Origin of the sequence: Salmonella sp. GDC200615, assembly GCF_050574145.1 — a bacterium.
In the GTDB taxonomy this organism is placed as follows: domain Bacteria; phylum Pseudomonadota; class Gammaproteobacteria; order Enterobacterales; family Enterobacteriaceae; genus Salmonella; species Salmonella enterica.
Genome location: NZ_CP192247.1, coordinates 4,042,405 through 4,065,687 on the forward strand (window position 1 = coordinate 4,042,405; position 23,283 = coordinate 4,065,687).

23 protein-coding genes and 1 pseudogene are annotated in these 23,283 nt (G+C 51.9%); 6 read left to right on the plus strand and 18 right to left on the minus strand.

Annotated elements, in window-relative coordinates:
• Positions 1–10 precede the first annotated feature (10 nt).
• Positions 11–1,423 carry a glucuronate isomerase gene (uxaC, locus tag ACQ29O_RS19580; RefSeq protein ID WP_000190182.1) on the plus strand — a complete coding sequence of 471 codons (1,413 nt, stop codon included), beginning with the start codon at positions 11–13 and terminating at the stop codon, positions 1,421–1,423.
• Positions 1,424–1,721: 298 nt separating this feature from the next.
• Here the strand turns inward: uxaC and ACQ29O_RS19585 are convergent, their stop codons facing one another.
• Both ACQ29O_RS19585 and gss read right to left on the minus strand, forming a co-directional pair.
• Positions 1,722–2,777 (minus strand): methyl-accepting chemotaxis protein, encoded by a 1,056-nt coding sequence (locus ACQ29O_RS19585; RefSeq protein ID WP_000475253.1) that lies wholly within the window; start codon positions 2,775–2,777, stop codon positions 1,722–1,724.
• Positions 2,778–3,446: 669 nt separating this feature from the next.
• Positions 3,447–5,303, minus strand: a complete 1,857-nt coding sequence (gene gss / locus ACQ29O_RS19590) for a bifunctional glutathionylspermidine amidase/synthase (RefSeq protein WP_000033685.1) — start codon at positions 5,301–5,303, stop codon at positions 3,447–3,449.
• A gap of 226 nt (positions 5,304–5,529) precedes the next feature.
• On the opposite strand from gss, the pseudogene yghU reads away from it, so the two are divergent.
• Positions 5,530–6,395, plus strand: a pseudogene (yghU, locus tag ACQ29O_RS19595) (glutathione-dependent disulfide-bond oxidoreductase).
• Positions 6,396–6,462: 67 nt separating this feature from the next.
• Here yghU and ACQ29O_RS19600 read toward each other — a convergent pair.
• The 14 genes from ACQ29O_RS19600 to ACQ29O_RS19665 all read right to left on the minus strand — a co-directional run bounded on the left by ACQ29O_RS19600 (position 6,463) and on the right by ACQ29O_RS19665 (position 18,650).
• Positions 6,463–7,173: a molybdate ABC transporter substrate-binding protein gene (locus tag ACQ29O_RS19600; protein WP_001220943.1), complete on the minus strand. Its 711-nt coding sequence runs from the start codon at positions 7,171–7,173 to the stop codon at positions 6,463–6,465.
• Entirely contained in the window at positions 7,173–8,225 is a 1,053-nt protein-coding gene (locus tag ACQ29O_RS19605) for an ABC transporter substrate-binding protein (RefSeq protein WP_001032020.1), read from the minus strand. The genes ACQ29O_RS19600 and ACQ29O_RS19605 overlap by 1 nt, the downstream gene beginning before the upstream one ends.
• A gap of 75 nt (positions 8,226–8,300) precedes the next feature.
• Positions 8,301–8,549 (minus strand): hydrogenase maturation factor HybG, encoded by a 249-nt coding sequence (gene hybG, locus ACQ29O_RS19610; RefSeq protein WP_000334889.1) that lies wholly within the window; start codon positions 8,547–8,549, stop codon positions 8,301–8,303.
• A 27-nt stretch (positions 8,550–8,576) separates the two neighbouring features.
• The gene (hypA, locus tag ACQ29O_RS19615; protein WP_000544946.1) at positions 8,577–8,918 is read right to left on the minus strand and encodes a hydrogenase maturation nickel metallochaperone HypA; all 342 of its coding nucleotides are present in this window, start codon (positions 8,916–8,918) and stop codon (positions 8,577–8,579) included.
• A complete protein-coding gene (hybE, locus tag ACQ29O_RS19620; protein WP_000004950.1) occupies positions 8,911–9,399 on the minus strand; it encodes a hydrogenase-2 assembly chaperone in 489 nt (162 codons plus the stop codon). Before hybE ends, hypA begins: the two co-directional genes overlap by 8 nt.
• Positions 9,392–9,886 (minus strand): HyaD/HybD family hydrogenase maturation endopeptidase, encoded by a 495-nt coding sequence (locus ACQ29O_RS19625; protein ID WP_001221962.1) that lies wholly within the window; start codon positions 9,884–9,886, stop codon positions 9,392–9,394. The genes hybE and ACQ29O_RS19625 overlap by 8 nt, the downstream gene beginning before the upstream one ends.
• Positions 9,886–11,589 carry a hydrogenase 2 large subunit gene (hybC, locus tag ACQ29O_RS19630; RefSeq protein ID WP_000083044.1) on the minus strand — a complete coding sequence of 568 codons (1,704 nt, stop codon included), beginning with the start codon at positions 11,587–11,589 and terminating at the stop codon, positions 9,886–9,888. The genes ACQ29O_RS19625 and hybC overlap by 1 nt, the downstream gene beginning before the upstream one ends.
• Positions 11,586–12,764, minus strand: coding sequence for a Ni/Fe-hydrogenase cytochrome b subunit (gene hybB / locus ACQ29O_RS19635; RefSeq protein WP_000017678.1), 1,179 nt, complete (start codon positions 12,762–12,764; stop codon positions 11,586–11,588). The genes hybC and hybB overlap by 4 nt, the downstream gene beginning before the upstream one ends.
• Complete coding sequence (hybA, locus tag ACQ29O_RS19640) at positions 12,754–13,740, minus strand: hydrogenase 2 operon protein HybA (protein ID WP_001081714.1); 987 nt, start codon at positions 13,738–13,740, stop codon at positions 12,754–12,756. The genes hybB and hybA overlap by 11 nt, the downstream gene beginning before the upstream one ends.
• Positions 13,741–13,742: 2 nt before the next feature.
• The gene (gene hybO, locus ACQ29O_RS19645) at positions 13,743–14,861 is read right to left on the minus strand and encodes a hydrogenase 2 small subunit (protein WP_000145430.1); all 1,119 of its coding nucleotides are present in this window, start codon (positions 14,859–14,861) and stop codon (positions 13,743–13,745) included.
• Between the two features lie 189 nt (positions 14,862–15,050).
• Positions 15,051–15,338: a DUF2623 family protein gene (locus tag ACQ29O_RS19650; protein WP_001059120.1), complete on the minus strand. Its 288-nt coding sequence runs from the start codon at positions 15,336–15,338 to the stop codon at positions 15,051–15,053.
• 84 nt (positions 15,339–15,422) lie between these two features.
• On the minus strand, positions 15,423–17,066 hold the full coding sequence (locus ACQ29O_RS19655; protein ID WP_020937179.1) for a methyl-accepting chemotaxis protein: 1,644 nt from the start codon (positions 17,064–17,066) through the stop codon (positions 15,423–15,425).
• Positions 17,067–17,372: 306 nt separating this feature from the next.
• A complete protein-coding gene (locus tag ACQ29O_RS19660; RefSeq protein ID WP_000439335.1) occupies positions 17,373–17,867 on the minus strand; it encodes a TIGR00645 family protein in 495 nt (164 codons plus the stop codon).
• A 279-nt stretch (positions 17,868–18,146) separates the two neighbouring features.
• Complete coding sequence (locus ACQ29O_RS19665) at positions 18,147–18,650, minus strand: ESA_00282 family adhesion-associated protein (protein ID WP_001519110.1); 504 nt, start codon at positions 18,648–18,650, stop codon at positions 18,147–18,149.
• Positions 18,651–18,753: 103 nt separating this feature from the next.
• Between ACQ29O_RS19665 and ACQ29O_RS19670 the strand changes: the two genes are divergently transcribed.
• From ACQ29O_RS19670 to ACQ29O_RS19680, 3 genes are all read left to right on the plus strand, one after another.
• Positions 18,754–19,164 carry a hypothetical protein gene (locus ACQ29O_RS19670; protein ID WP_000936451.1) on the plus strand — a complete coding sequence of 137 codons (411 nt, stop codon included), beginning with the start codon at positions 18,754–18,756 and terminating at the stop codon, positions 19,162–19,164.
• On the plus strand, positions 19,151–19,555 hold the full coding sequence (locus ACQ29O_RS19675; RefSeq protein WP_000665661.1) for a hypothetical protein: 405 nt from the start codon (positions 19,151–19,153) through the stop codon (positions 19,553–19,555). Before ACQ29O_RS19670 ends, ACQ29O_RS19675 begins: the two co-directional genes overlap by 14 nt.
• A gap of 123 nt (positions 19,556–19,678) precedes the next feature.
• Positions 19,679–20,563, plus strand: a complete 885-nt coding sequence (locus tag ACQ29O_RS19680) for an SDR family oxidoreductase (RefSeq protein ID WP_000019038.1) — start codon at positions 19,679–19,681, stop codon at positions 20,561–20,563.
• 112 nt (positions 20,564–20,675) lie between these two features.
• Here ACQ29O_RS19680 and exbD read toward each other — a convergent pair whose 3' ends face one another.
• Entirely contained in the window at positions 20,676–21,101 is a 426-nt protein-coding gene (gene exbD / locus ACQ29O_RS19685; protein ID WP_001251479.1) for a TonB system transport protein ExbD, read from the minus strand.
• 6 nt (positions 21,102–21,107) lie between these two features.
• Entirely contained in the window at positions 21,108–21,842 is a 735-nt protein-coding gene (exbB, locus tag ACQ29O_RS19690; RefSeq protein WP_020937180.1) for a tol-pal system-associated acyl-CoA thioesterase, read from the minus strand.
• Positions 21,843–22,093: 251 nt separating this feature from the next.
• Here exbB and metC point away from each other — a divergent pair, with 251 nt between their 5' ends.
• Positions 22,094–23,281 (plus strand): cystathionine beta-lyase, encoded by a 1,188-nt coding sequence (gene metC, locus ACQ29O_RS19695; protein WP_000130265.1) that lies wholly within the window; start codon positions 22,094–22,096, stop codon positions 23,279–23,281.
• The last annotated feature ends 2 nt before the right edge of the window (positions 23,282–23,283 follow it).

The following is a 23,283-nucleotide window of genomic DNA, read 5'->3' on the forward strand; positions in this document are numbered from 1 at the left end:
GAGATAAATCATGGCTACGTTTATGACTGAAGATTTTCTACTTAAAAACGACATTGCCCGCACGCTGTACCATAAATACGCCGCGCCCATGCCGATTTATGACTTCCACTGCCATTTAAGTCCGCAGGAAATCGCCGACGATCGCCGTTTCGATAACCTCGGTCAGATCTGGCTGGAAGGCGACCACTATAAATGGCGAGCGCTACGAAGCGCAGGCGTGGATGAGTCGCTGATCACCGGCAAAGAGACCAGCGATTATGAAAAATATATGGCCTGGGCCAATACCGTACCAAAAACGCTGGGCAATCCGCTGTATCACTGGACGCACCTTGAACTACGCCGTCCATTTGGCATTACAGGTACGCTGTTCGGACCGGATACCGCGGAAAGTATCTGGACGCAGTGTAATGAGAAACTGGCGACGCCGGCCTTTTCCGCGCGCGGTATTATGCAGCAGATGAATGTGCGGATGGTCGGAACCACCGACGACCCGATAGATTCTCTGGAATATCACCGCCAGATAGCCGCCGACGACAGCATTGATATTGAAGTCGCGCCAAGCTGGCGCCCCGACAAAGTTTTCAAAATCGAACTGGACGGCTTTGTCGATTACCTGAGGAAACTGGAAGCGGCGGCAGATGTCAGCATTACCCGTTTCGACGATTTACGTCAGGCGCTCACTCGCCGCCTCGACCATTTCGCCGCCTGCGGCTGCCGCGCGTCGGATCATGGCATTGAAACGCTGCGATTTGCGCCGGTGCCCGACGACGCGCAGCTTGACGCCATTCTGGGCAAACGTCTGGCTGGCGAAACGCTGAGCGAACTTGAGATCGCCCAGTTTACCACGGCGGTGCTGGTCTGGCTGGGCCGTCAGTACGCCGCGCGCGGCTGGGTGATGCAGCTACATATTGGCGCGATCCGTAATAATAATACCCGGATGTTCCGCCTGCTGGGGCCGGATACCGGCTTTGACTCCATTGGCGATAATAACATTAGCTGGGCGCTCTCCCGTTTGCTCGACAGTATGGATGTGACCAATGAACTGCCCAAGACTATCCTCTATTGCCTGAACCCACGTGATAACGAAGTCCTAGCGACCATGATCGGTAACTTCCAGGGGCCGGGAATTGCCGGAAAAGTGCAGTTTGGTTCCGGCTGGTGGTTTAACGATCAGAAAGACGGTATGCTGCGCCAACTGGAGCAACTGTCGCAAATGGGACTGTTAAGTCAGTTTGTCGGGATGCTGACCGACTCCCGCAGTTTCCTTTCTTATACGCGACATGAATATTTCCGTCGTATTCTCTGTAACCTGCTGGGACAGTGGGCGCAGGACGGAGAGATTCCTGATGATGAAGCGATGCTAAGCCGTATGGTTCAGGATATCTGCTTCAATAATGCCCAGCGTTATTTCACGATTAAATAATCGCTATTAATCTGTGAGCACAGGTCTCAGGTATTTCGAGGGGCAGGAAGGCGGTAAGAGAGTGAGAAATTTAGCAGTAACGCACTTTTCCAGCCAAAGTCTGGCCGCCGATAAAAAGCAAAGATGTCGCTGATTAATCCCGAATCACTTACTAAGGTAAGTGATTCGGGTGAACAAACACAGCCATCTTCTGCGTCATGCTTCTTTTCTCTGTCCGGAATAACTCCAGTGCAGAAAGTGCGATACATCAGTCCTTTGATGATGGCTCCTGTTGGTTATACGGTAATAACTCATGACTTCACAGTGTGGTTTCTTTTAACAAATCGACAGCCAGCATTTCCAGCTGGTTAACCACCTCATTACTGGATCGCTCCATTCTGTCGAGTTCTTGCGACATCGCATTCATATCGCCTGCGGCAAAATAGTTCAGCGCAGAGTGGCCAGCGGTATGCACCTCTTTATGAGGCGCTTCCAGACTACGGAAACTGTAGTAATTGCTAAACTGCTGTCCTTCAAAACCGTAGTACCATTTCCCCAGACGACACTGATCGTGCATCGTTATTTTACTGTTTATGTCTTTATTTAAGAGTAATTTGTAGACTTCCATTTTCCAGATAACATGGTCAACTTTGACAATATTCAAAAACTGCACCGTAGAGATGTACTGCATGACCGATTTCATGCTCAGCGATTTATCGATGACGATGCCAATAGACTCCACAATTTGATTTATGTTAGTCGTAATATTATCAATAACCGGCTGTTGGTTATCCAGTACCTCACTCACTCTGGCCGTATTATCTTTGATTACAGAGGTTAACGTACTGACGCTTTTCGAACTGTGTTTAACATCTTCGGACAGGTTTTTCACCTCTTTCGAAATAACGCTAAAACCACGCCCGGCATCCCCTACGCGCGCGGCCTCGATCGCGGAGTTAATCGCTATCAAATTGGTCTGGTTAGCGATCTTCTGTATCTCTTTAATACACGCATTAATTTGCGTTAAGGAGGTATTTAAGTCGCCCATACGACAGCCAATATCCGATGAAGTCGTGCCAATTTCGGTGATAAATTCCACGAGCGATTTTAATGAACTTCTGGCTTTATCATTCTGTTCGTTAAGTTCATTAATGCGTTCTTTTTCAATGTTGAGCTGCTCACAGGACTTAATGATGGCATTACGAATGATATCGATCGTCGAGATCCCCATCAGAATTTTTTGACACAGTATCCGCTCATAAGGCTCAGGAGTATCCACCACCACGTCAGATGCATTAGCGCCAGATTCTGCTGGCGGCGGTATTTTTACAACATTATTATTCCAGTGGCGCAAGCCTAATACTTTTTTAAACATATACCATTCTCCTTATTATATGTGGACATCCTGATCTATGCCTGGATAAAGTATTATCAACTCATGCTAACATAATGAAAAATCGGCTGTCATCTGCCATAACCATACGTTCACCAGAATAAGACAAAACGTCCACTAAACTTAAATAATTACAGAGTAAACTATTCAATAATACCATTAATAGTCATAATGGAAGTCGCTTCGCTTTATACGGAAATATTATTTACAAGGCTGACAACAATAGCTGAATAATAATTAACTGCATTTACTTAGGTGTAGCTATATCTCGCCACGAAGATTGCAGACAGGGTTTAAACGCAAACTTTTGCAATAGAAAAATAACCTAACGTAAACTTTTTATATGACCAATAATATCATTTGGACTCATCAATATATTATGCTGTCCGTTTACCAGCCAAACAGGCATGACCTAAATCCAAAGGAATGGGGGCAGCGTAACCAGCCGCAAAAAGTATCGAGTAGCCGAAAATCAGGAAACGGATGCGCCAACGCGGCGAGCGTCACCGCCTGCGTCAGAAAAGTTAAGAATAATTTGTGATATTATTTCTCATATGTTACCAGTAAATGGCAGGCTGATAGCCGTTCGCTGGTAAACACAACAGGCGGGATATCGGCACCCACGCCGATATCCCGACGAGAATGACCCCGTTACGCTTTGATGACGATTAACGGTTCAATATCGCTCTCTTTTTTAATGACTAATGAATCATCGCCGCGCAGGCACGTACCGCCGTAGTTACCGCCCACGGTAAACGTACAGACCTGAATATACTTCCCGGCGACCTTCGGCAGGCACCACAACTGCTGATAGATATTTTTCTGCGTGGCGAACTTGCCGCTGGTTTTATCCAGGAGCTCTTCCTGATGGCTCACCAAATCAATATTACTACCGCAACGTCCGGCAATCGGTTTTACCGCATAGCCGGTCTGCACCAGCTCATCGTTAACGGTAAAATCCGTGTCGAGCAAATAGCGATGATGCGGGAAGAGCGACCACAGGATGGGCAGGATCGCTTTGTTACCCGGGATCACCGTCCACAGCGGTTCAAACACCAACACTTCCGGGCGCAGTAATACATCAATCAGCCGGACTTCATTTTCCGGGTGCCCGGTACGAATAGGCACTGCGGCATACTCCGTCTCGCTGACTTCGCGTATCTGCTCCATCGCCGTTTCCCACGCCCAGGTTTTCCAGACACAATTCACCAGCCGTCCGTCGCCATCGATCAACTGCCCGGCGTCATCCCAGCGCAACTCGCCCAGACCGCGGAGAATTTTGCTCGCGAAACCGGCCTGATGCAGCGCCTGCTGCATAAACTGCGCGTGATAGTCCTCCTCGATATCATCATCCTGCATGATATGGACGAAAGGACGCGCTTTACTGTGTTTCCAGGCGCCTGCCAGCTCGTTAATTAAGCCCTCCGCCGGGTTATGCCCTTTACCGGTATAGCCCTGCTCAGCCCATTTTTCGAGAATTAATCCCGCTTCGGTATGGCATGATGCGGAATCGGCATTGTATTCATAGACTTTCAGCCCGCGTTCATCCATGCAGAAATCCATACGACCGGTGATCATATGGTGACGACGGCGCTGCCAGGAGAGACGCAGGCGCGGCCAAAGAATTTTGGGGATATCGAATAGCGCCAGCAGATTATCGTCTTTTAAAACTTTGTCCGTGGCGTGCAGGTACATCAAATGCAACTCATTGGTCGCTTTGATAAGCTCCTGTTCAGCGCTCTCGGTGATGGTAAAATACTGGTACGGGTCCTGATTGATAACGTGTCCGTTCGCCTGTACATAGGCTTTTTGTAACGGATCGCGCTCATCCAGCCACGGACCGTCAAACTGACCTTTCTCTGGCAGTCTTGCGCCGCGAATCGCCAGCGACTGATTCGCGATGTCAGGCTGTGACAAACTGTATTGCGTGTCGTCGGTCTGGATCATCCAGCCTAAAATCGTCGTGTCATCAAAGGTGTCGCGCAGGGTGTAACACCCGTTTTCTACGACCATTTCCAGTTCGCGAGTCCACTGCTGCCCTGGCGGCAATGGCGTGTGGATAACGTTTTGCTCAGCAATACGAATTTTGTTATCCAGGAGTTGGGTGATAATCGCAACGTGCCCGGTTTCGTTAAACTCGCCGCCCTTTTGCCAGATGAGCAACGCCCCGGCCTCCGGCGCGCGCGGCGAACCGTTCGGGAAGGCCTGCAAAGGCAAAATATTGTCATTCACGACCTCGCGCAGAAAACGCAGCGAGAAAATTTCCCAGGCCATGCCGACGTCAGTAAAAACAACGCCATAATTCAGAAAGAGAAAACGGCGGGCAAATTCCACGCACTGCCATTTATGCCCCATGTATTCATCGTCGATGTAGCTACGAAAAGCTGCGTCGTCGTCGTCCCACGGATCGAGGGAATTGTAATCTGAAGAGTAGATCGCTACGCCGCCGGGGGCGTAACCCAATAATGTCCCGAAGGGGGCATCCTGACTGGTGGTTCCTTTGCTCATGCACTTACCTCAAAACAAGACCGCCTGAGCAGCCTGGCGTGATTTCGCTCTGATTGTCTGCTCTGTGACACTAACCGGACAGAGGTCGACATAATCATACACCTCAATAAGGCACACTGAGGCCAGAAGGTTAAAATTTCACTCGCCGGAATGTCCCAATCGGTTAAATGTCCGACTAGCAAGCTGCTACACTGCTTCAACACCACCACTGTGAAGGCAGGTCAATATGGCAGATAATACTTATCAACCCGCAAAAGTCTGGACGTGGGATAAATCCGGCGGCGGCGCGTTCGCTAACATTAATCGCCCGGTTTCCGGCCCGACGCACGACAAAACGCTGCCCGTCGGCAAACATCCGTTACAGCTTTATTCGCTGGGACGCCTAACGGCCAGAAAGTGACTATTATGCTGGAAGAGCTCCTGGCGCTGGGCGTGACCGGCGCCGAATATGACGCCTGGTTGATTCGCATCGGCGAGGGCGATCAGTTCTCCAGCGGCTTTGTTGACATCAATCCGAACTCAAAAATCCCGGCGCTGCGCGATAACTCACACAACCCGCCGATTCGAGTTTTTGAGTCGGGCGCAATTCTTGTTTATCTGGCGGATAAGTTTGGCCATTTCCTGCCGCAGGATCTGGCTAAGCGCACAGAAACCCTTAACTGGTTGTTCTGGCTACAGGGCGCGGCGCCGTTCCTCGGTGGCGGTTTCGGTCATTTCTATCATTATGCGCCGGTAAAAATTGAGTACGCCATTAATCGCTTCACCATGGAAGCCAAGCGTCTGCTGGACGTGCTGGATAAGCAGTTAGCTCACCACCCGTATGTCGCGGGAGAAGAGTACACTATTGCCGATATGGCCATCTGGCCGTGGTTCGGCAACGTGGTGCTGGGGAATGTCTATGATGCAGCGGAGTTTCTGGATGCCGGAAGTTATCAAAACGTACAACGCTGGGCGAAGCAGGTAGCCGAACGTCCGGCGGTAAAGCGGGGGCGCATTGTCAACCGGACCAACGGCCCATTGAACGAACAGCTTCACGAACGCCATGACGCCAGCGACTTCGAAAACAATACCGAAGATAAACGTCAAAGTTAAACCATGATGCCGGATGAGGTAGTAATGTCGTCATCCGGCATGGTATTCCCTGCTGACGCTTCGCTTATCAGTTCTGCGAGTGTGTCATATTCGGCGCTTCACTAAACCCATGTTGCATGAGAATCAACCTCGCCCGTGCTGACAGTAAAAAGTCGGCAAGCGTTTTTCCCTGCTCGCTCAGGCAGGCAAAGCCATATTCAGCCACGGGATTATAAGGTTCCGGGATATCAACCACTCGCAGCGAATTAACCTGCCGTAGCCTGGGAGCATAGCTGGCATAGCCGATAAAGATATCGGTGTAATCATGATTGATGAGCCATTCCGCAGCCAGCCGGCCCGCCGGTAACGGCAAAGTCTGCCTGCCGCCAACCAGCGCTACCGCGCGTTTTCGGACCGCTTCGCCCTCCTTGCCCATCCGCGAAAAAAGCTGCTGCGTATAATCGCCGGAAGGATCGCAACCTGCTGTTGAGGTGCCGATCCGCAGATCCCGCCGGGTTAATAGCGACAGCCAGTCCTCGCCTTCACGCATCGCCTGTGCCCGCACGCTCAGGCACAAACGGTTCGTCGTAAAAGGCGCGACCCGCAGCGCCCGCCCGCTTTCCAGCAGCGCCTGCGGATGCGCCAGGTTCGCCGAAGCAAAAAAGTCGCACGCTTCGCCCGCTTCGATGCGTTCACGTAACAGCCCCGCCGGACCGAAATCACATACCGCATCCGCCTGAAATGCCGCCATTAGCTGCGGCCAGACGACGCGCAAGCTCCCCGCAGCCAGTATTCGCATCACTGTACGCCCTGATAGTCAGTACGGTAAAAACGTTGATACCAGTCGTTAGCGGCCTTTTGCATGTCAATATCGTGGAATTTTTCCGGATAGAGTTTTTTCGCCATCCACAGTTCGCCGATTCCCACCGCCTCCGGCATCGGATATCCCCAGGCTTTGGCATAATCCGGCATCAGGTAAACCCGATGATGCTTCACCGCGTCAATGACCTGCCACTGGGGATTGTGCAGGATCTCATTGACGACCTTTGGATAGCGATTCTGGACAAAGATTACCTGTGGATCCCAGGCGATCACCTGCTCCATTGTCACCTGCTTAAAGCCTTTCACCGAGGATGCCGCTACATTCAGCGCCCCCGCATGGGCCATCATCAGACCGGTGTATTTACCGGAACCGTAGGTGGTCAGCTCCGGATTCGCCATATAAGCGCGAACCCGCTCATTTTCAGGAACCGACTGCAAACGGTCGCTGACCATCTTGCGACCTTTATCCATCGCCTCAATCAGCGCTTTCGCCTCCTGCGGTTTATTGACGATATCGCCAATCAGCGTTATTCCTTCACGCAGCCCGCGATTATAAGCCTGCTCTTCATCGGCCAGGGTCGGGTTCATTTTAGCCCGCTCGCCAGCAACATCATGGCGCAGCGAAATCGCCACCACCGGAATGCCAAGACGGCTGATTTTGTCGATCATCTCCTGCGGAGCGTAATTCGTGACAAACACCACCTGCGGGCGCAGCGCCACCAGTTTTTCAGGATCAACGTGCGTTAGATCGCCCAGCGAGGCTTTTTGCGCCAGTTCCGGCGCCAGACGCGCATAGCCGTCGCCTAATTGCTGTTTCCAGTTCGCCATGACCCCAACGATTTTGTCAGTGGCATTCATCTGTACAAGGAGATTGAGCGTTTGATGCTGGAGCACCACCACTCTGTCGACGGTGTCGGGAACCGTGACCTGGCGGCCAAGTTGATCGGTAAAAGTACGCGCCGCCTGTGACATTAACGGCCAGCAAAAAAGCAACGCCAGCAGAGAGAGCTGGCGCAAAAATTTATTCATAGGTTTCGCCCCACAATCGATATATAAATAATTATACAGCGATTATAGAGCGATATAATAGAGGTGATTAAGGGATCACGCGCTGGTGATGTCGTACTCCATGCGGCGCAGCGCATCTAACGTGGCTTTCGCTTCGTCTTCGTCAATGATGCTCATCGCAAAACCAACGTGTACCAATACCCATTGCCCTACCAGATCGGCTGGCTTACCTTCACAAATCAGAGCAATATTGACATCACGTTTGATGCCACACACTTCCACCTGCGCAAGCTGGTGAATATCATCTCCGACGGCCAGCACCTGACCGGGGACGCCAATACACATAATTAACCACCTGAAATAAAATGCGGGTTATTCGACCTCAATACTCTTTACTTTCAACGAATCGCCGGTATCCACCCGCAGGCGATCGCCATGACAACGCGGACATTGCGCGTCATGCCTGAGAATTTCCACCACCTGACTGCAATCCCAGCACCAGGCCTGGGCCGGTCTGTAGTCGATGTGCAATTCGCACCCTTGCGCTAAAGTTCCCTGGCAGGCGATGTCAAAGCTGAAACGAACCGCGCGCTCTTCAACGCACGAAAGCGCGCCTATCTCCAGCCATACGCCGGTGACGCGCGCCACGCCGTGCTGTTCTGCCTGCTGCTGAATAATTTCAACGGCGCTTTGGCAAAGAGACAGCTCATGCATTCTCACAGCTCCGACGGCCAAACAGCAACGCACGCCGGCTTGTCTGCGGCGCATCAGGATTGCTTACCGGCAGGGATAACAGCATCCGCGCGCAGTCATCCGCCAGCCGGACGCCCTCTTCCGGCGACAGGCTACGGGAAAGCGGCGACATCAACGAGCAGGCAAGATATTGTGAAACGCCTTCCAGTTCGCCAACGGTAAAGGTCATCGTGCCATAAGGCAGTTGCAGACCGAGTTTTTCACCGATGGTACGCCCGGGCCAGATCTGGTCCGGGCCAGGGAAGATTAATGCGCTTAACATCCACGGCGTAATTACCGTGCCCGTCCATTGTCCTTCAAACAACGTAAAATCAGAGACATGCACCGGCATAGTCGGATGCAGAAACGAAAGATCGTGCATCGAACGATGGGCTATCTCTTCAAACGCCGCCTGAACCCGGGCGACGGGCGCCGTGTCGAATCCGGAAAACGTTTCAGACATGCGCCGTCTCCTTAGGAATTGCTTCGACGCCGGATTCTCGCAGCGCAGCAAGAACCTGCTCAAGCGCAGGTTCAATCATCGCCTCGACGGTTGGCGTTAAGCCGATGTGCGGTTCCAGCGACTGTGGAATAACGCCGACCAGGGTCAGTTTCTTCGGAAACTCGCCGGTAAAGCGGAGGGCCGACAATACGTCGGCCAGTCCAAGCTGATGGGGGGAGATTTTGTTGGTGAACAGCGCCGGAACTTCATCGTCGCGCAGTACCATAATGGTTCCCGGCGCGTTCTTTTTCGACACGATGGCGTCGGCAATGATCAAATGATCCCGACTCGCCATATCGCCAAGAAGTTCCATTCCCGCCGTACCACCATCCAGAATCTCAACGAAATCCGGCAGGGTGTATCGTTGCTCTAACGCTTCAACAATACGCACCCCGATGGCTTCATCGGTCAGCAAAATATTGCCGACCCCTAAGACTAATATCCGCATTACAAAACCTTCACCGAGACCACTTCATTGCCATCGGCGTCCACCACGTGTACCGCGCACGCCATGCAAGGGTCGAAGGAGTGGATGGTACGTACCACTTCCAGCGGCTTCGCCGGATCGGCGATCGGCGTACCGACCAGCGACTGTTCGTACGGCCCCACGTCATCGTTGAAGTTACGCGGACCTGAGTTCCAGGTCGATGGCACCACCGCCTGATAGTTACTGATAATACCGTCTTTAATCACCATCCAGTGAGACAGCATACCGCGCGGCGCCTCCAGGAAGCCCACGCCTTTGAACTCGCCCGTCGCCGGAATGTTCGGCTTCACAAACGTGGTGTAATCGCCTTTGCCGATATTTACAATCAGCGCGTTGTATTGATCCTGCAATATGTTTTGCAGTTCACAACAGTGAACGGTACGCCCGATGATACGACCCAGCGTAGAGTGAAGTTGCGCCATTTCCAACGTTTTGCCGGTCAGCTTCTGATAAAGCGCAATGATTTCATTGAGCTTGGTCTGCGTGGATTCACGACCTGCAGCCAGTTTACACAGCATGTTCGCCAGCGGCCCGACTTCGACGGTTTTGCCGTAGAATGTCGGCGACTTGACCCATGAGTATTTACCGTCATCCGACCAACCGTCGTAAGCCGGGATCGTAGTGCCTTCCCACGGCGCCTGCGGCGCTTCATCTTTGTACCAGGCGTGCTTCGCGCTCTCCTGAATACCTTTAATCAGGAATTCGTCGGAGTGAGAGGTGATCGGACGGTATGTCGACAGATCGGCATTGGTAATGTAACCGCCCGGGAACAGGAAACTGCCGTTTTTACCGTCGGTCGGGAATTCCGGCGCGCTCAGGTAGTTCACCGCGCCTTTGCCGCGCTCCAGCCATTCCGGATAGTAGGCCGCGATGACTGCGGTATCCACTTTATACACCTGCTCGACAAAATCGCTCAGCTTATCGATAAACGATTTGATGTACATCAGGCGTTCAAGGTTCAACGTACCGATGCTGTCGAGATTGATCGGGTTCGCCACCCCACCGACCGCCAGGTTCTGGATATGCGGCGATTTACCGCCCAGCAACGCCACCACGCGGTTAGCGTCACGCTGACATTCCAGCGCCTGCAGATAGTGGGCGACCGCAATCAGGTTGACCTCCGGCGGTAACTGCATTGCCGGGTGCCCCCAGTAGCCATTGGCGAAAATACCTAGCTGACCGCTGGCGACAAGATCCTTGATCTTGTTCTGAACTTTCGTGAACTCTTGCGCGCTGTTCAGGTGCCAGCTCGACACGCCATCCAGCATCGCGGAGGCTTTTTCCGGATCGGCTTTCAGCGCAGAGGTAATGTCCACCCAGTCCAGCGCAGAGAGCTGGTAGAAATGGACAATGTGGTCATGGGTGGTATGCGCCGCCAGAATAATATTACGGATATACTGCGCGTTGACGGGAACATCAATATTCAGCGCGCTTTCCGCCGCACGAACGGAGGAGATCGCGTGAGTTGTCGTACAAACGCCGCAAATACGTTGCACAATCATCCACGCATCGCGCGGATCGCGGTTCTTCACGATCTCTTCCATACCGCGCCACATGGTGCCGGACGCCCATGCTTTGGATACGACGCCGTTCTCAATTTCGCAGTCAATGCGTAAATGACCCTCAATACGGGTTACCGGATCAATAGTAATTCTCTGGCTCATGCTTTGCTCGCCTCATGACGATTATGATCGTTTTGTTTTAAAGGAGGAAGTATCGGCAGTAGACGAATGAGTACGATGTATGCACAAATCTCAATAGCCACAAAACCAATAGAAATCAACAATTCTTCCCAAGTTGGGAAGTAGTGGTAGCCGCCACCCGGGTTGAATGCCACCAGCGAATAGGTCAGACGCCACGTCGCGCAGCCCAACAGCGCGCTCAGCGCCGACAGGTACAGCATACGAGAGTCATTACGCAGTTTCGCCACACGCAGCACCACTAACGGGAAGACCATCAGGACGACTTCAATCCAGAACATAGCGGAGTAAAAATCGCCGGCAAACGCATAGGACAGCTTGTCGCGATAAATCAGTTCGCCAAAGCGCAGGACGACGAAAATCGCCAGCAGCACGCTGATGGTATTCGTCAGCTTAACAAACAAATTTTTCTCATCCGGACCGTTTCCTTTCAGGCCTGCCTGAACCAGCGAACCCTCAAATATGACAATGGAGAAGCCCATGATAAACGCGGTCAGAACCGAGAACAGCGGCAGCATTTCATAGCTTTGCCATAGCGGATGCACTTTATAGCCCGCCGAGATCATCAATGACCCCATTGAGGACTGGTGCATCGTCGGCAACAGCGCGCCCAGCGCGATAATAAAGAACATCACCTTATTCAGACGCTTGAGCGACACTTTCCAGCCCAGACGTTCAAACAAGGCAGGCGCAAACTCCAGCGCCATCACGCCGATGTAGATGGTCATACAGACCGCCGTCTCAAACAGTACCGAGTTCACGTTGAAGTGACCTGGAATGTAGAAGTACGGCAGGTTCCAGTAACGACCGACGTCGATAGTGATCGACAGGCCGCCCAGCGAGTAACCAAACAAGCTTGCCAGCAACGCCGGGCGCACCAACGGATGGTATTGCCCACGGTTAAAGACATATACCGCCCATGCCAACGCCCAACCGCCGCAGGCAAAGCCAGTGCCGATCAACAGGTCAAAGGCAATCCAGACGCCCCATGGGAAACCGCCGTTCAGGTCGGAAACGGAGCCCAACCCGAAGACCAGACGCTTCACGATAAGGAGCATACACAGGACGATTAACGGTCCAAAAATAATGACCGGTTTACTGATGATTTTTCCGCCCAGCGGTTTTGGATCATGACTCATGATCGTCTCCTCCATCGTGATGGTCGTTTTTGCTATTACGACGAACCAGCACGGTTAAGCCCGCCAGCGCAGCCAGGGGTAGTATCATGCCTTTATAAAGCGTGTGTTGAACATGCTCGGAGCGCGCTCCGGTTGAAAGGTCATCCAGCTTCGGCAGATCCAGATCTTCATAAGGAACGCCTGTCAGCACCAGCACCTGAGTACCACCGCCCTCTTTTTCACCGTAGAGGTGTGGGTAGTATTTAGGCACCGTATGCAGATAGGTGTCGTCCGTTTTCAACGTCTGGCGCGGATAGTGATATTCACTGCCTGGTTTGAGGGCCAGACGTTTTTTCGCTTCCGCCATCAGCTCTTCACGAGTACCGAAAATGACGGCCCCTGCCGGACAAACTTCCACACACCCAGGCAAACCGCCTTTATCCAGACGCTCAACGCCTTTCTGGTTACACAACTCACACTTGTGAAGCGCGCCAAACGGGTTGTTGTAGTCGTACTTAGGTACGTTGTACGGACAGGCGACCATACAGTAACGGCAGCCGGTGCAGACATCTTTGTCATGGTGGACGATGCCGGTTTTCGGATCTTTTTTCAGCGCCGACACCGGGCAAACGGAAACGCAGTTAGGATCAACGCAGTGCATACACTGTTTCTTGATGTAGGCATAGCCGTTCTCTTCCTGATCTTTGTTCACGCCCGTGCCGCTACGCCATACCTGAATAATGTTATTGGTATACGGCGACAGCTTGTCGTTGTTCGACCAGGTCTGCTCCCCTTCCGGGTTACGCGCCGGGAAGTTGATATCCTGACACTTTGTGACGCAGGCCTGACAGCCCACGCACAGAGTGGAGTCATACAGCATACCCAGCGAACCTGGAATCGGCGGACGGTTTTCTGCAGCCGCATGGCTGACAGACGGCGCGGCGCCCAACAGCAATGCTCCACCGGAGGCTGCTTTAATAAAGTCACGTCTGTTCACGGTTATTCTCCCCGTGAGTCAGCGTTATCTTTCTTTTGCTGACGCCCCAGTTCACGTACCGCCATCACGCTGACGCCGGCAACCAGACCGACTACGCCGCCAAGCAGACCGACAGCGCCCGCAGAGATATTGCCGCCTTCTTTCATATTGACGTCAGGTTTCTCTGAACGCGGAGTTTGGTTTTCGACATTAGCAAGCTGGTGAATGCCCTTATGGAAGCCGATACCTTCTTCGTTACAGCCATAGCAAGGATGACCGATCGCCACTGGCCAGACGCCGCCAACGTCACAGAACTGTAACGTAGAACAGTTGCCCCAGGTTTCCGGCCCTTTACAGCCAAGATGGTAGAGACACCAGCCCTGACGGTGGCCTTCGTCGCCAAATTCTTTGGCAAAACGGCCTGCGTCGAAGTGTGGACGACGTTCGCAATGCTCATGAATCAGACGGCCATAGGCAAAGGTTGGACGATTTTTCGCATCCAGCTTCGGCGGCGTGCCGTAAGTGATGATATGCGCGACGGTCGCCAGGAAGTTATGCGGGTTTGGCGGACAACCTGGAATATTGATAACCGTTTTGCCCGGTAAGACTTCCTGCAGACTGACAGCGCCGGTTGGGTTTACGCCAGCCGCAGCAACGCCGCCCCATGCCGAGCAGGAACCGATAGCGATAATCGCGGCTGCGCCGTCAGCGGCTTTGCGGATGTGATCCACGATCGGCTCGCCGGCAACCATGCAGTAGATACCGTTATCTTTTAGTGGGATAGAACCATCCACCACCAGAACATATTGCCCTTTATACTTCTCCAGAGCGTTATGTTTGTTTTCTTCGACCTGGTGACCGAATGCGGCGGAAAGTACCTCGTGGTATTCCAGAGAGATAGTCTCCAGAACGAGGTTTTCAACGGTTGGGTGTGTAGCACGAAGCAGTGATTCGGTACAACCGGTACACTCCTGAGCGCCAATCCAGATAACGGGCGGACGCTGTGGATTGGATACCGATTCTGCCATTTCTGCGGCGGCTTTGCTACTGAGCCCCATAGTAGCGGCCAGTGCTGCACAAAGCTTCATGAAATCACGACGGTTAATGCCGTGAGAAGTGATGAGAGTATTATCTCCAGTCATTTTATAGTTATTCCGTTACGAAGACCTGGCTTTTATTTTGCACTGTTCGCGAAGAAGTTATTGCGATCGGTACGCCATTTACCACACTTTTTTTATGGTTATGTGCGCCATAATACTTCGACGGAACAGTAAAACGAAGGGAAGAGGCGATAGTGTAATTAATTAAAGCAAGATAATACCCCTGTTGGATCAACCTTCGAGTCGATAACCGACCATAAAGAAGCGAACCGCCATCCCGGAATGATTCTCTTTAAAGAAATCCATCACCATTTCTTTATCCAGACCATAGCGACGCGTCAGAATTCCGGCCTCCCACGCGCTAAGTTGACGATCGCCGGTCTTTTCGAACATACGGTGTGTAAAACCCAATACAAAGCCACGTTTATACTCAGAACAGAAATTCACCGCATGATGCGCGCTATATGCATATGGCGCGTGCAACCCAGCCATTAACCCTTTCCCAAAATGATTATTCATCTGACCTCCTTAGTCGCTATATAATAAATTATATAGCTACTGATTAAATGAAGGCCAGCGCATTACGCGCTTTTTTGCTTCACATCAGAAGGAAACCCATTCATCAGTAGACTGTGCGGGAGCCGACGCCATTCTCTGAACGCCAGGCGCCGCTTTCGCCGTTACGCGTTGTTGCGGCTCACTAGCGGAAAGCCGGAACTGCTGTACGGAGCGTTGCAAATCCTCCGTCTGCCGTTCCAGCGCCGCCGCCGCCGCGGAAACCTGCTCAACCAGCGCGGCGTTTTGTTGCGTAACGCTATCCATTTGCGTGATCGCCACGCCAACCTGAGAAATACCTTTACTCTGTTCTTCGGAGGCGGACGCGATCTGTTTCATAATCGTCGTCACTTCCGTGACGCCGCGCAGGATGGCGTCCATCGTCGCGCCGGTCTCCTGGACCAACTGCGCGCCCTGCGCTACGCGACGTACCGATTCGCCAATTAAGGCTTCAATTTCTTTCGCCGCCCCCGCGCTGCGGCTGGCCAGGTTACGTACCTCACCGGCGACCACCGCGAAGCCGCGTCCCTGCTCGCCCGCTCTGGCCGCTTCTACCGCTGCGTTCAAGGCCAGAATATTGGTCTGGAAAGCAATACTATTAATTACGGTAGTAATTTCCGCGATCTGCTGCGAACTGGCGGAAATACCGTTCATTGTTTCTACCACATCGGAAACCAGTTCGCCGCCTTTTCCTGCCGTTAGCGAGGCGGCATCCGCAAGCTGACTCGCCTGGCGAGCGTGTTCGGCGTTCATTTTCACCGTTGCGGTAAGCTGTTCCATGCTGGCGGCAGTTTCTTCCAGCGCGGCGGCCTGTTCTTCCGTTCGGGAAGAGAGATCGTTATTACCGGTAGAAATTTCCGTCGCGCCGCGCCAGATATTGTCGCTTCCGGCGCGGATCGTACTCACGGCTTCGCGTAAACTGTCCTGCATCGCGCGCAGTAGCGGCACCAACCGGCCTACGCAGTTACGCCCCAACGCTTCAATCGGCTGGCTAAGATCGCCTTGCGCGATACGCTGAAACTGCTGACGGATACGCTCCAGCGGTTTCACCATCATTGCAACCAGATAGCGATCGGTAAAAATCAGGATAGCAATGCCCAGAATCACCGCCGTGATAAGCAGGATGCGGATGGTATAGGTTTTACCATCGACCATCACACGGGTGTTATCCAGCATGGCGCCAGCTTCATGACTAAACCGTTCCGCGCTGGCGCCGAACGCGCGACTGAGTGCGGGCGTGACCGTACTGGCATGTTCGCTCCAGGCGGTTAGCGATCCTTGCTGCGCCAGTTGCATTTGAGGAACGACGCCTTTCTCCAGCAAGGCCTGCCAGTTGGACAAGACCTCCCTTGAGATATCAGGGTTCATCGGCCCTGGCAATAGCGATTTCATCTCCTCCAGCTTCTGACGCATATTCTCGAGCGACTGCCGGGCGGGCGCAAAATCGGGCGTGCCGCCGCCGATTTTTACATCCATCGCACGGCTAAGGCGGGTAACAAAGCGGAAATATTGATCGTTACCTTGGCTTAGCACCGTCATTTGCCGCACAAGATGCCGGTCAATATCATTTCCTTCCGAAACTTCGGATAAAGCATGGACGCTGTATAACCCCACCCCCGACCAGAGTAGACAAAAAAGTCCCAGTATCGTCAGCATGACCATACGAATAGTAAAGTTTTGCAGCAAACGCATATGAATTTCCTTGCTGAATATAAGAGATTAGTCATCTGATGATGACGCACTCTCGTTATCGGCAAGGCGCGGAGAATATATAATGCATTCTCCATTTTTTTACAGTTATCGCCGTTTACGTACCCGCAGATGTTATATATCTGTGAACACAGAGAAAATCTTTTAGTCTTATTACTGAGTAAATGAATAGATGTAGTAAAAATATTGCGTAAGGCTGCAGGGAGACGGTTATCCGCCGTTAAAGAAGCGCTGTTTTACAGCCGGGCTCAGCGTCCTTTGCCCGACTGCCCCGCCGTTGACGGCGGCTCAATGGTTATGCCGCGTCAATCTGTCCAGATAGCCCATAACGAATGCCGACAGGACAAAGGTCAGATGGATGATGACATACCACATTAATTTGTTATCCGGGACGTTTTTCGCGTCCATAAACACGCGTAACAGGTGAATGGAAGAGATAGCGACTATCGATGCCGCCACCTTATTTTTTAGCGACGTCGCATCCATTTTCCCCAGCCAGTTCAGCTTCTCCTTGCCCGCAGAGATATCCAGCTGAGAGACAAAATTCTCATACCCGGAGAACATGACCATCACCAGCAATCCGCCGACCAGCGTCATATCAACCAGCGATAACAGCACCAGAATCAGATCGGCCTCCGCCAGGGCAAAAACGTTCGGCAGAACGTGTAGAATTTCCTGGAAAAATTTTAGCGCTAAAGCGATCAGCGCCAAAGAGAGGCCAAAATACACCGGCGCGAGCAGCCAGCGAGACGCATACATTACATTTTCAAGAAAGCGTTCCATAGGGACCTGTCAGGTAACTAAAACCAGCAACAGTATATCTCAACCATGCAACATCAGATCAACATGCCAGTTAAGAGCCTATCCCACCAGGCGTTATTGGCGCAGCCAGTTTGGACACGGACAGCGCGCAAAAACCGGAGCGTACACGTAGTACGTGAGGTTTGACTCGCTACGCTCGCCCTTCGGGCCGCCGCTAGCGGCGTTCAAAACGCTAACGCGTTTTGGCGAGCACTGCCCAGGTCCAAAATGGCAAGTAAAATAGCCCTAATGGGATAGGCTCTAAATCTCATCCGGGTTAACCTGCGGGCGCTGATATTCCGGCCATACCAGCGCGACCAATGCCGGGTAGGCTTCAAGACTGAACTCGCGAAAACACTGGCGTAAATTAAGGACGTCCAAATCCGAATACGGCACCTTTTCTCCGTTCAGACAACGCTTCTTAATATTGTCGTAATACTTATAAACGGCAGAGTTAAGGTCGCTGCAACGACGCTGTGCGTCAAATAATCCAGGCGTTTCATTCAACTCAGTCATTGTCATTCGTTTTATCGTTGCATGAAGGAAATCGATATATTCATGGTTAACGCGCCAGTACCATACCGGCGTTATCGAATTCATTAATACTGAGAAATGATCTTCGCCCTCTTCCTTTGTCATGGGTTCAGTTTGATTTAAATTTACGATTTTTCCACCAGGACGTTTTTTATTAACCTCCCACATCAGGAAGAGTATCGCGCCGGTCAGTAATAGCAATATAATAACAGAATAAAAAATACTGTTCATAGCAGGCTCCATTTTTTTTGATTTTAAAATTACGCCATGTTATTGTCAACGAAACCTACACTATTAAAAATAGTATACCACTGATCGTAAAGGATATTTAGTCATGCTTCCTGAGCATCTGGTTTCCTCTCATTTTCGCCTGTCATCGCCGCCCCCTGAAGCCACAGAAAACAGTAAAAATTTGCCTCAGGGAAAGACAAAACTCAGCGATTACGAGCCCGATATTTTAATTTGCGCTAACGCAACCGGGCAACACAGAAACGTATTATTTGAAGAACGCGACCGTCATATTAAAGAACGTCTGTATTGTGTGGCTAAAATTGAAACGTTTGCCCGCCTGATAAACGCACTACAGGCAGAAGGCTATATTGATGCCCAAACACTAAGTAAAATACTGGCGGATAAAACCGCAATGATAAATGAAAAAGGTAATGCCATTTGGCTTAATTTAATCACTCGCGAAACCAATATGCCGCTATTTTATTCACTGGAAGATAAAGATGAAAGAAGTTGAAGACAATAACGTTTATTTGGCTTTAGACAACCATAAAAGTGATGAATTTATCTTAAAGCAAAATCTTGCAGCGCTAATCGCCAGTAAAAATGCCACCCTGGAAAAGGTAACGCAGGAGGTGGTATCCATACCGGCGGCGTTAGTGCGCCTGAAGTGGCAAAACCGACGAGAGATGTATACGTTACAGGTCAAAGAGGAGATTTATGGCGCGACCATCAATGCTATTATCGAGCAGCATCCTGAATTACGAGACAAAATTATGTCTCGTCTTGAAAGTGACTGGCAGCATCTGCTGGCTCGCGAGACGGCAACCTTACGTCTGACGCGTAAGCTTTCCGATGGCGACTACCGGACGCGCAACGTCACCACCGTCGCACGGCAAGAAAAATAACCTTCATGGCTAGTTAACTCTGTTGTGAATACGGGCGAAGCATAAGGATCGTTCTGATTCTCCCTCTTACGGTAGTAAAAGTGTCTACGCTTAAAGGGTGTTCAACCTGAAGGGAGAAGCTCAATGTCTCATCTATACGACCCTACCACGCAGTATTACACCGGCGAATATCCTAAGCAAAAACAGCCGGCGCCCGGCGTCCAGGCGAAAATGACGCCTGTTCCTGACTGTGGCGAAAAAAGTTATGTCGGCAGTGGTCGCCTTAAAGATCGTAAGGCGCTGGTGACAGGGGGCGACTCCGGGATTGGGCGCGCTGCCGCTATCGCTTACGCGCGTGAAGGCGCAGATGTCGCGATCAACTATCTGCCAGCGGAAGAAGAGGACGCCCAGCAGGTTAAAGAGCTGATTGAGGAGTGCGGTCGTAAAGCGGTGTTATTGCCAGGCGATCTTAGCGACGAATCCTTCGCCCGTTCGCTGGTCCATAAGGCGCGTGAAGCGCTGGGCGGGCTGGACATTCTGGCGCTGGTAGCCGGTAAACAGACGGCAATCCCGGAGATAAAAGATCTGACCAGCGAGCAATTTCAGCAAACCTTCGCCGTTAACGTTTTTGCCCTGTTCTGGATAACCCAGGAAGCGATTCCGCTGCTGCCAAAAGGCGCCAGTATTATCACGACGTCGTCTATCCAGGCGTATCAGCCCAGTCCGCACCTGCTGGATTATGCGGCAACCAAGGCGGCAATCCTCAATTACAGCCGTGGCCTGGCGAAACAGGTGGCGGAAAAAGGAATTCGTGTGAATATTGTCGCGCCTGGCCCTATCTGGACAGCGCTGCAAATTTCCGGCGGTCAAACCCAGGATAAAATTCCGCAGTTTGGTCAGCAGACGCCAATGAAGCGGGCCGGCCAACCGGCAGAGCTGGCGCCGGTGTATGTCTATCTGGCAAGCCAGGAATCCAGTTACGTTACCGCAGAAGTGCACGGCGTGTGCGGCGGGGAGCATTTAGGCTAACGCATGAAGTCGATTAAGGTGGCGCAATTCTGTTAAGCAAGGCGCCATCTTAGGCAATAAAAAAGCCGGGTGGCGACTTCGCCTTACCCGGCCTACAGCGTCAGCAGAATACTTATTTCGCTTTCGCGGTCTCTTCGCCGACCAGACCAATCTTGAGATAGCCCGCCTGATGCAGCATATCCATCACTTTCATCAGGGTTTCATACTCTACGGTTTTATCCGCACGGAAGAAAATCGTAGTATCCTTTTTCCCTTCCGTCAGGGCCGTTAGCTCGGCAATCATCGTATCATCCGTCACCGGATCGTTACCGATAAACATGGTGTTATCCGTTTTCACCGACAGATAAACCGGTTTTTCCGGACGCGGCTGTGGCGTACTGGTAGAAGCGGGCAGATTCACCTTGACGTCCACCGTCGCCAGCGGCGCAGCCACCATAAAGATAATCAGCAGAACCAACATGACATCGATAAACGGCGTCACGTTGATTTCATGCATTTCGCCGTTGTCATCCAGGTTCTCGTTAAGACGCATTGCCATGACGCATTACCCTACCCGTAATTTCTGCGCGGCGCGTACCGGCTGCGCACTGGCGCTCGCATTCAGATCAAGATCGCGGCTTTGCAGCAGCAATACCTGCGCCGCCACGTCACCCAGCGTCGCTTTGTAACTGCCTATCTGACGTGCGAAGATGTTGTAAATGACGACCGCCGGGATCGCGGCTACCAGCCCAATCGCCGTCGCCAGCAGCGCTTCCGCAATACCAGGAGCGACCACCGCCAGGTTGGTGGTCTGCGTTTGCGCAATACCGATGAAGCTATTCATAATGCCCCATACGGTGCCAAACAACCCGACGAAGGGGGAAATGGCGCCGATCGTCGCCAGATAACCGTTGCCTCGTCCCATGTAGCGGCCAACCGCTGCGACGCGACGTTCCAGACGGAGGCCGGTACGTTCTTTAATCCCTTCGTTATCTTCGCTGCCCTGAGAGAGTTCCAGTTCATTCTGCGCTTCATTGATGAGCTGTGCGCTGAGGCTTTTTGCGCTGAAACCTGCCGCAATGTCGGAAGCCTGATCTAAAGAGCGCGCATCGGCTAATTGCAGTTGTTCGCGCTTTAAGCGGCGCTTTTGCGTGAAAAATTCAACGCTTTTACTGAAGAAGATAGCCCAGGTGACGACTGACGCCAGAATCAAACCAATCATCACGCACTTCACGACAATATCGGCGTGCTGATACATGCCCCAGACGGAAAGATCCGTCTGCATCAAATTATTACCCACTCTGTATCTCCAGGACGCAAATCACAAAATCTGAGCATAATAATATCAAAACAACGTCGAATTGATAGTCGTTCTCATTACTATTTACATACTGCCGCACCTTTACTGCTTTTTCTTTGCGCTTACGCATTAAAAAAGCCACCTGTTTTTATTTTGGCAAAATTTTCATCTGTATCACACGTCGCCAGGGTGCAGATGGTTATATTCATGCTAGTTTAGACATCCAGACGGTTAAAATCAGGAAACGCAACATGACGGATAAACAGTTGGATACCAAACTGGTAAACGCAGGACGCAGCAAAAAATACACGCTTGGCTCAGTGAATAGTGTGATTCAACGCGCTTCTTCACTGGTGTTTGACACCGTCGAGGCCAAAAAACACGCTACCCGCAATCGCGCCAACGGCGAATTATTTTACGGACGCCGGGGAACGCTGACCCACTTTTCGCTCCAGGAAGCCATGTGTGAACTGGAAGGCGGCGCCGGATGCGCGCTCTTCCCGTGCGGCGCGGCGGCGGTCGCCAACACCATTCTGGCATTCGTTGAGCAGGGCGACCACATCCTGATGACCAACACAGCCTATGAACCCAGCCAGGATTTCTGCAGCAAAATTCTCGGCAAACTGGGCGTGACGACAAGCTGGTTCGACCCGCTCATCGGCGCTGATATCACGCAACATATTCAACCGAACACGAAAGTCGTATTTCTGGAATCCCCCGGTTCTATTACCATGGAAGTACATGATATTCCGAGCATTGTTAGTGCGGTCAGACGCGTCGCGCCAGAAGCCGTCATCATGATTGATAATACCTGGGCGGCTGGCGTTCTGTTCAAAGCTCTGGAATTCGATATTGATATCTCTATCCAGGCGGGCACTAAGTATCTGATTGGTCATTCTGATGCGATGGTCGGTACTGCCGTTGCAAATGCGCGCTGCTGGGAACAATTGCGGGAAAACGCCTATCTGATGGGGCAAATGCTCGACGCCGACACGGCTTATATGACCAGCCGCGGTCTGCGCACACTCGGCGTGCGACTGCGCCAGCATCAAGAAAGCAGCCTCAAAATCGCCGCATGGCTGGCGAACCATCCTCAGGTCGCGCGCGTTAATCATCCGGCCCTGCCGGGTAGCAAAGGTCATGCGTTCTGGAAACGAGACTTTACAGGCAGCAGCGGCCTGTTCTCCTTTGTGCTCAATAAAAAGCTGACCGAGGCAGAATTATCAGCCTATCTGGATAACTTTTCGCTGTTCAGTATGGCCTACTCCTGGGGAGGCTACGAATCGCTGATTATTGCTAATCAGCCGGAACAGATCGCCGCGATTCGTCCCGCAGGCGGCGTAGATTTTACCGGTACGCTGGTCCGGGTGCATATTGGTTTAGAGAGTGTTGATGATTTGATCGCTGATTTAGCCGCCGGCTTCGCCAGAATTGTGTAAAG

Coding starts and splice junctions, on each gene's coding strand:
- hybB (WP_000017678.1), bottom strand. CDS start 12,764: ATGAGTCATGATCCAAAACCGCTGGGCGGAAAAATCATCAGTAAACCG.
- hybC (WP_000083044.1), bottom strand. CDS start 11,589: ATGAGCCAGAGAATTACTATTGATCCGGTAACCCGTATTGAGGGTCAT.
- ACQ29O_RS19585 (WP_000475253.1), bottom strand. CDS start 2,777: ATGTTTAAAAAAGTATTAGGCTTGCGCCACTGGAATAATAATGTTGTA.
- hypA (WP_000544946.1), bottom strand. CDS start 8,918: ATGCATGAGCTGTCTCTTTGCCAAAGCGCCGTTGAAATTATTCAGCAG.
- ACQ29O_RS19675 (WP_000665661.1), top strand. CDS start 19,151: ATGAAAGAAGTTGAAGACAATAACGTTTATTTGGCTTTAGACAACCAT.
- metC (WP_000130265.1), top strand. CDS start 22,094: ATGACGGATAAACAGTTGGATACCAAACTGGTAAACGCAGGACGCAGC.
- hybO (WP_000145430.1), bottom strand. CDS start 14,861: ATGACTGGAGATAATACTCTCATCACTTCTCACGGCATTAACCGTCGT.
- exbD (WP_001251479.1), bottom strand. CDS start 21,101: ATGGCAATGCGTCTTAACGAGAACCTGGATGACAACGGCGAAATGCAT.
- ACQ29O_RS19605 (WP_001032020.1), bottom strand. CDS start 8,225: ATGAATAAATTTTTGCGCCAGCTCTCTCTGCTGGCGTTGCTTTTTTGC.
- ACQ29O_RS19670 (WP_000936451.1), top strand. CDS start 18,754: ATGCTTCCTGAGCATCTGGTTTCCTCTCATTTTCGCCTGTCATCGCCG.
- ACQ29O_RS19665 (WP_001519110.1), bottom strand. CDS start 18,650: ATGAACAGTATTTTTTATTCTGTTATTATATTGCTATTACTGACCGGC.
- gss (WP_000033685.1), bottom strand. CDS start 5,303: ATGAGCAAAGGAACCACCAGTCAGGATGCCCCCTTCGGGACATTATTG.
- ACQ29O_RS19680 (WP_000019038.1), top strand. CDS start 19,679: ATGTCTCATCTATACGACCCTACCACGCAGTATTACACCGGCGAATAT.
- uxaC (WP_000190182.1), top strand. CDS start 11: ATGGCTACGTTTATGACTGAAGATTTTCTACTTAAAAACGACATTGCC.
- hybG (WP_000334889.1), bottom strand. CDS start 8,549: ATGTGTATTGGCGTCCCCGGTCAGGTGCTGGCCGTCGGAGATGATATT.
- ACQ29O_RS19625 (WP_001221962.1), bottom strand. CDS start 9,886: ATGCGGATATTAGTCTTAGGGGTCGGCAATATTTTGCTGACCGATGAA.
- ACQ29O_RS19650 (WP_001059120.1), bottom strand. CDS start 15,338: ATGAATAATCATTTTGGGAAAGGGTTAATGGCTGGGTTGCACGCGCCA.
- ACQ29O_RS19600 (WP_001220943.1), bottom strand. CDS start 7,173: ATGCGAATACTGGCTGCGGGGAGCTTGCGCGTCGTCTGGCCGCAGCTA.
- ACQ29O_RS19660 (WP_000439335.1), bottom strand. CDS start 17,867: ATGGAACGCTTTCTTGAAAATGTAATGTATGCGTCTCGCTGGCTGCTC.
- ACQ29O_RS19655 (WP_020937179.1), bottom strand. CDS start 17,066: ATGCGTTTGCTGCAAAACTTTACTATTCGTATGGTCATGCTGACGATA.
- hybE (WP_000004950.1), bottom strand. CDS start 9,399: ATGTCTGAAACGTTTTCCGGATTCGACACGGCGCCCGTCGCCCGGGTT.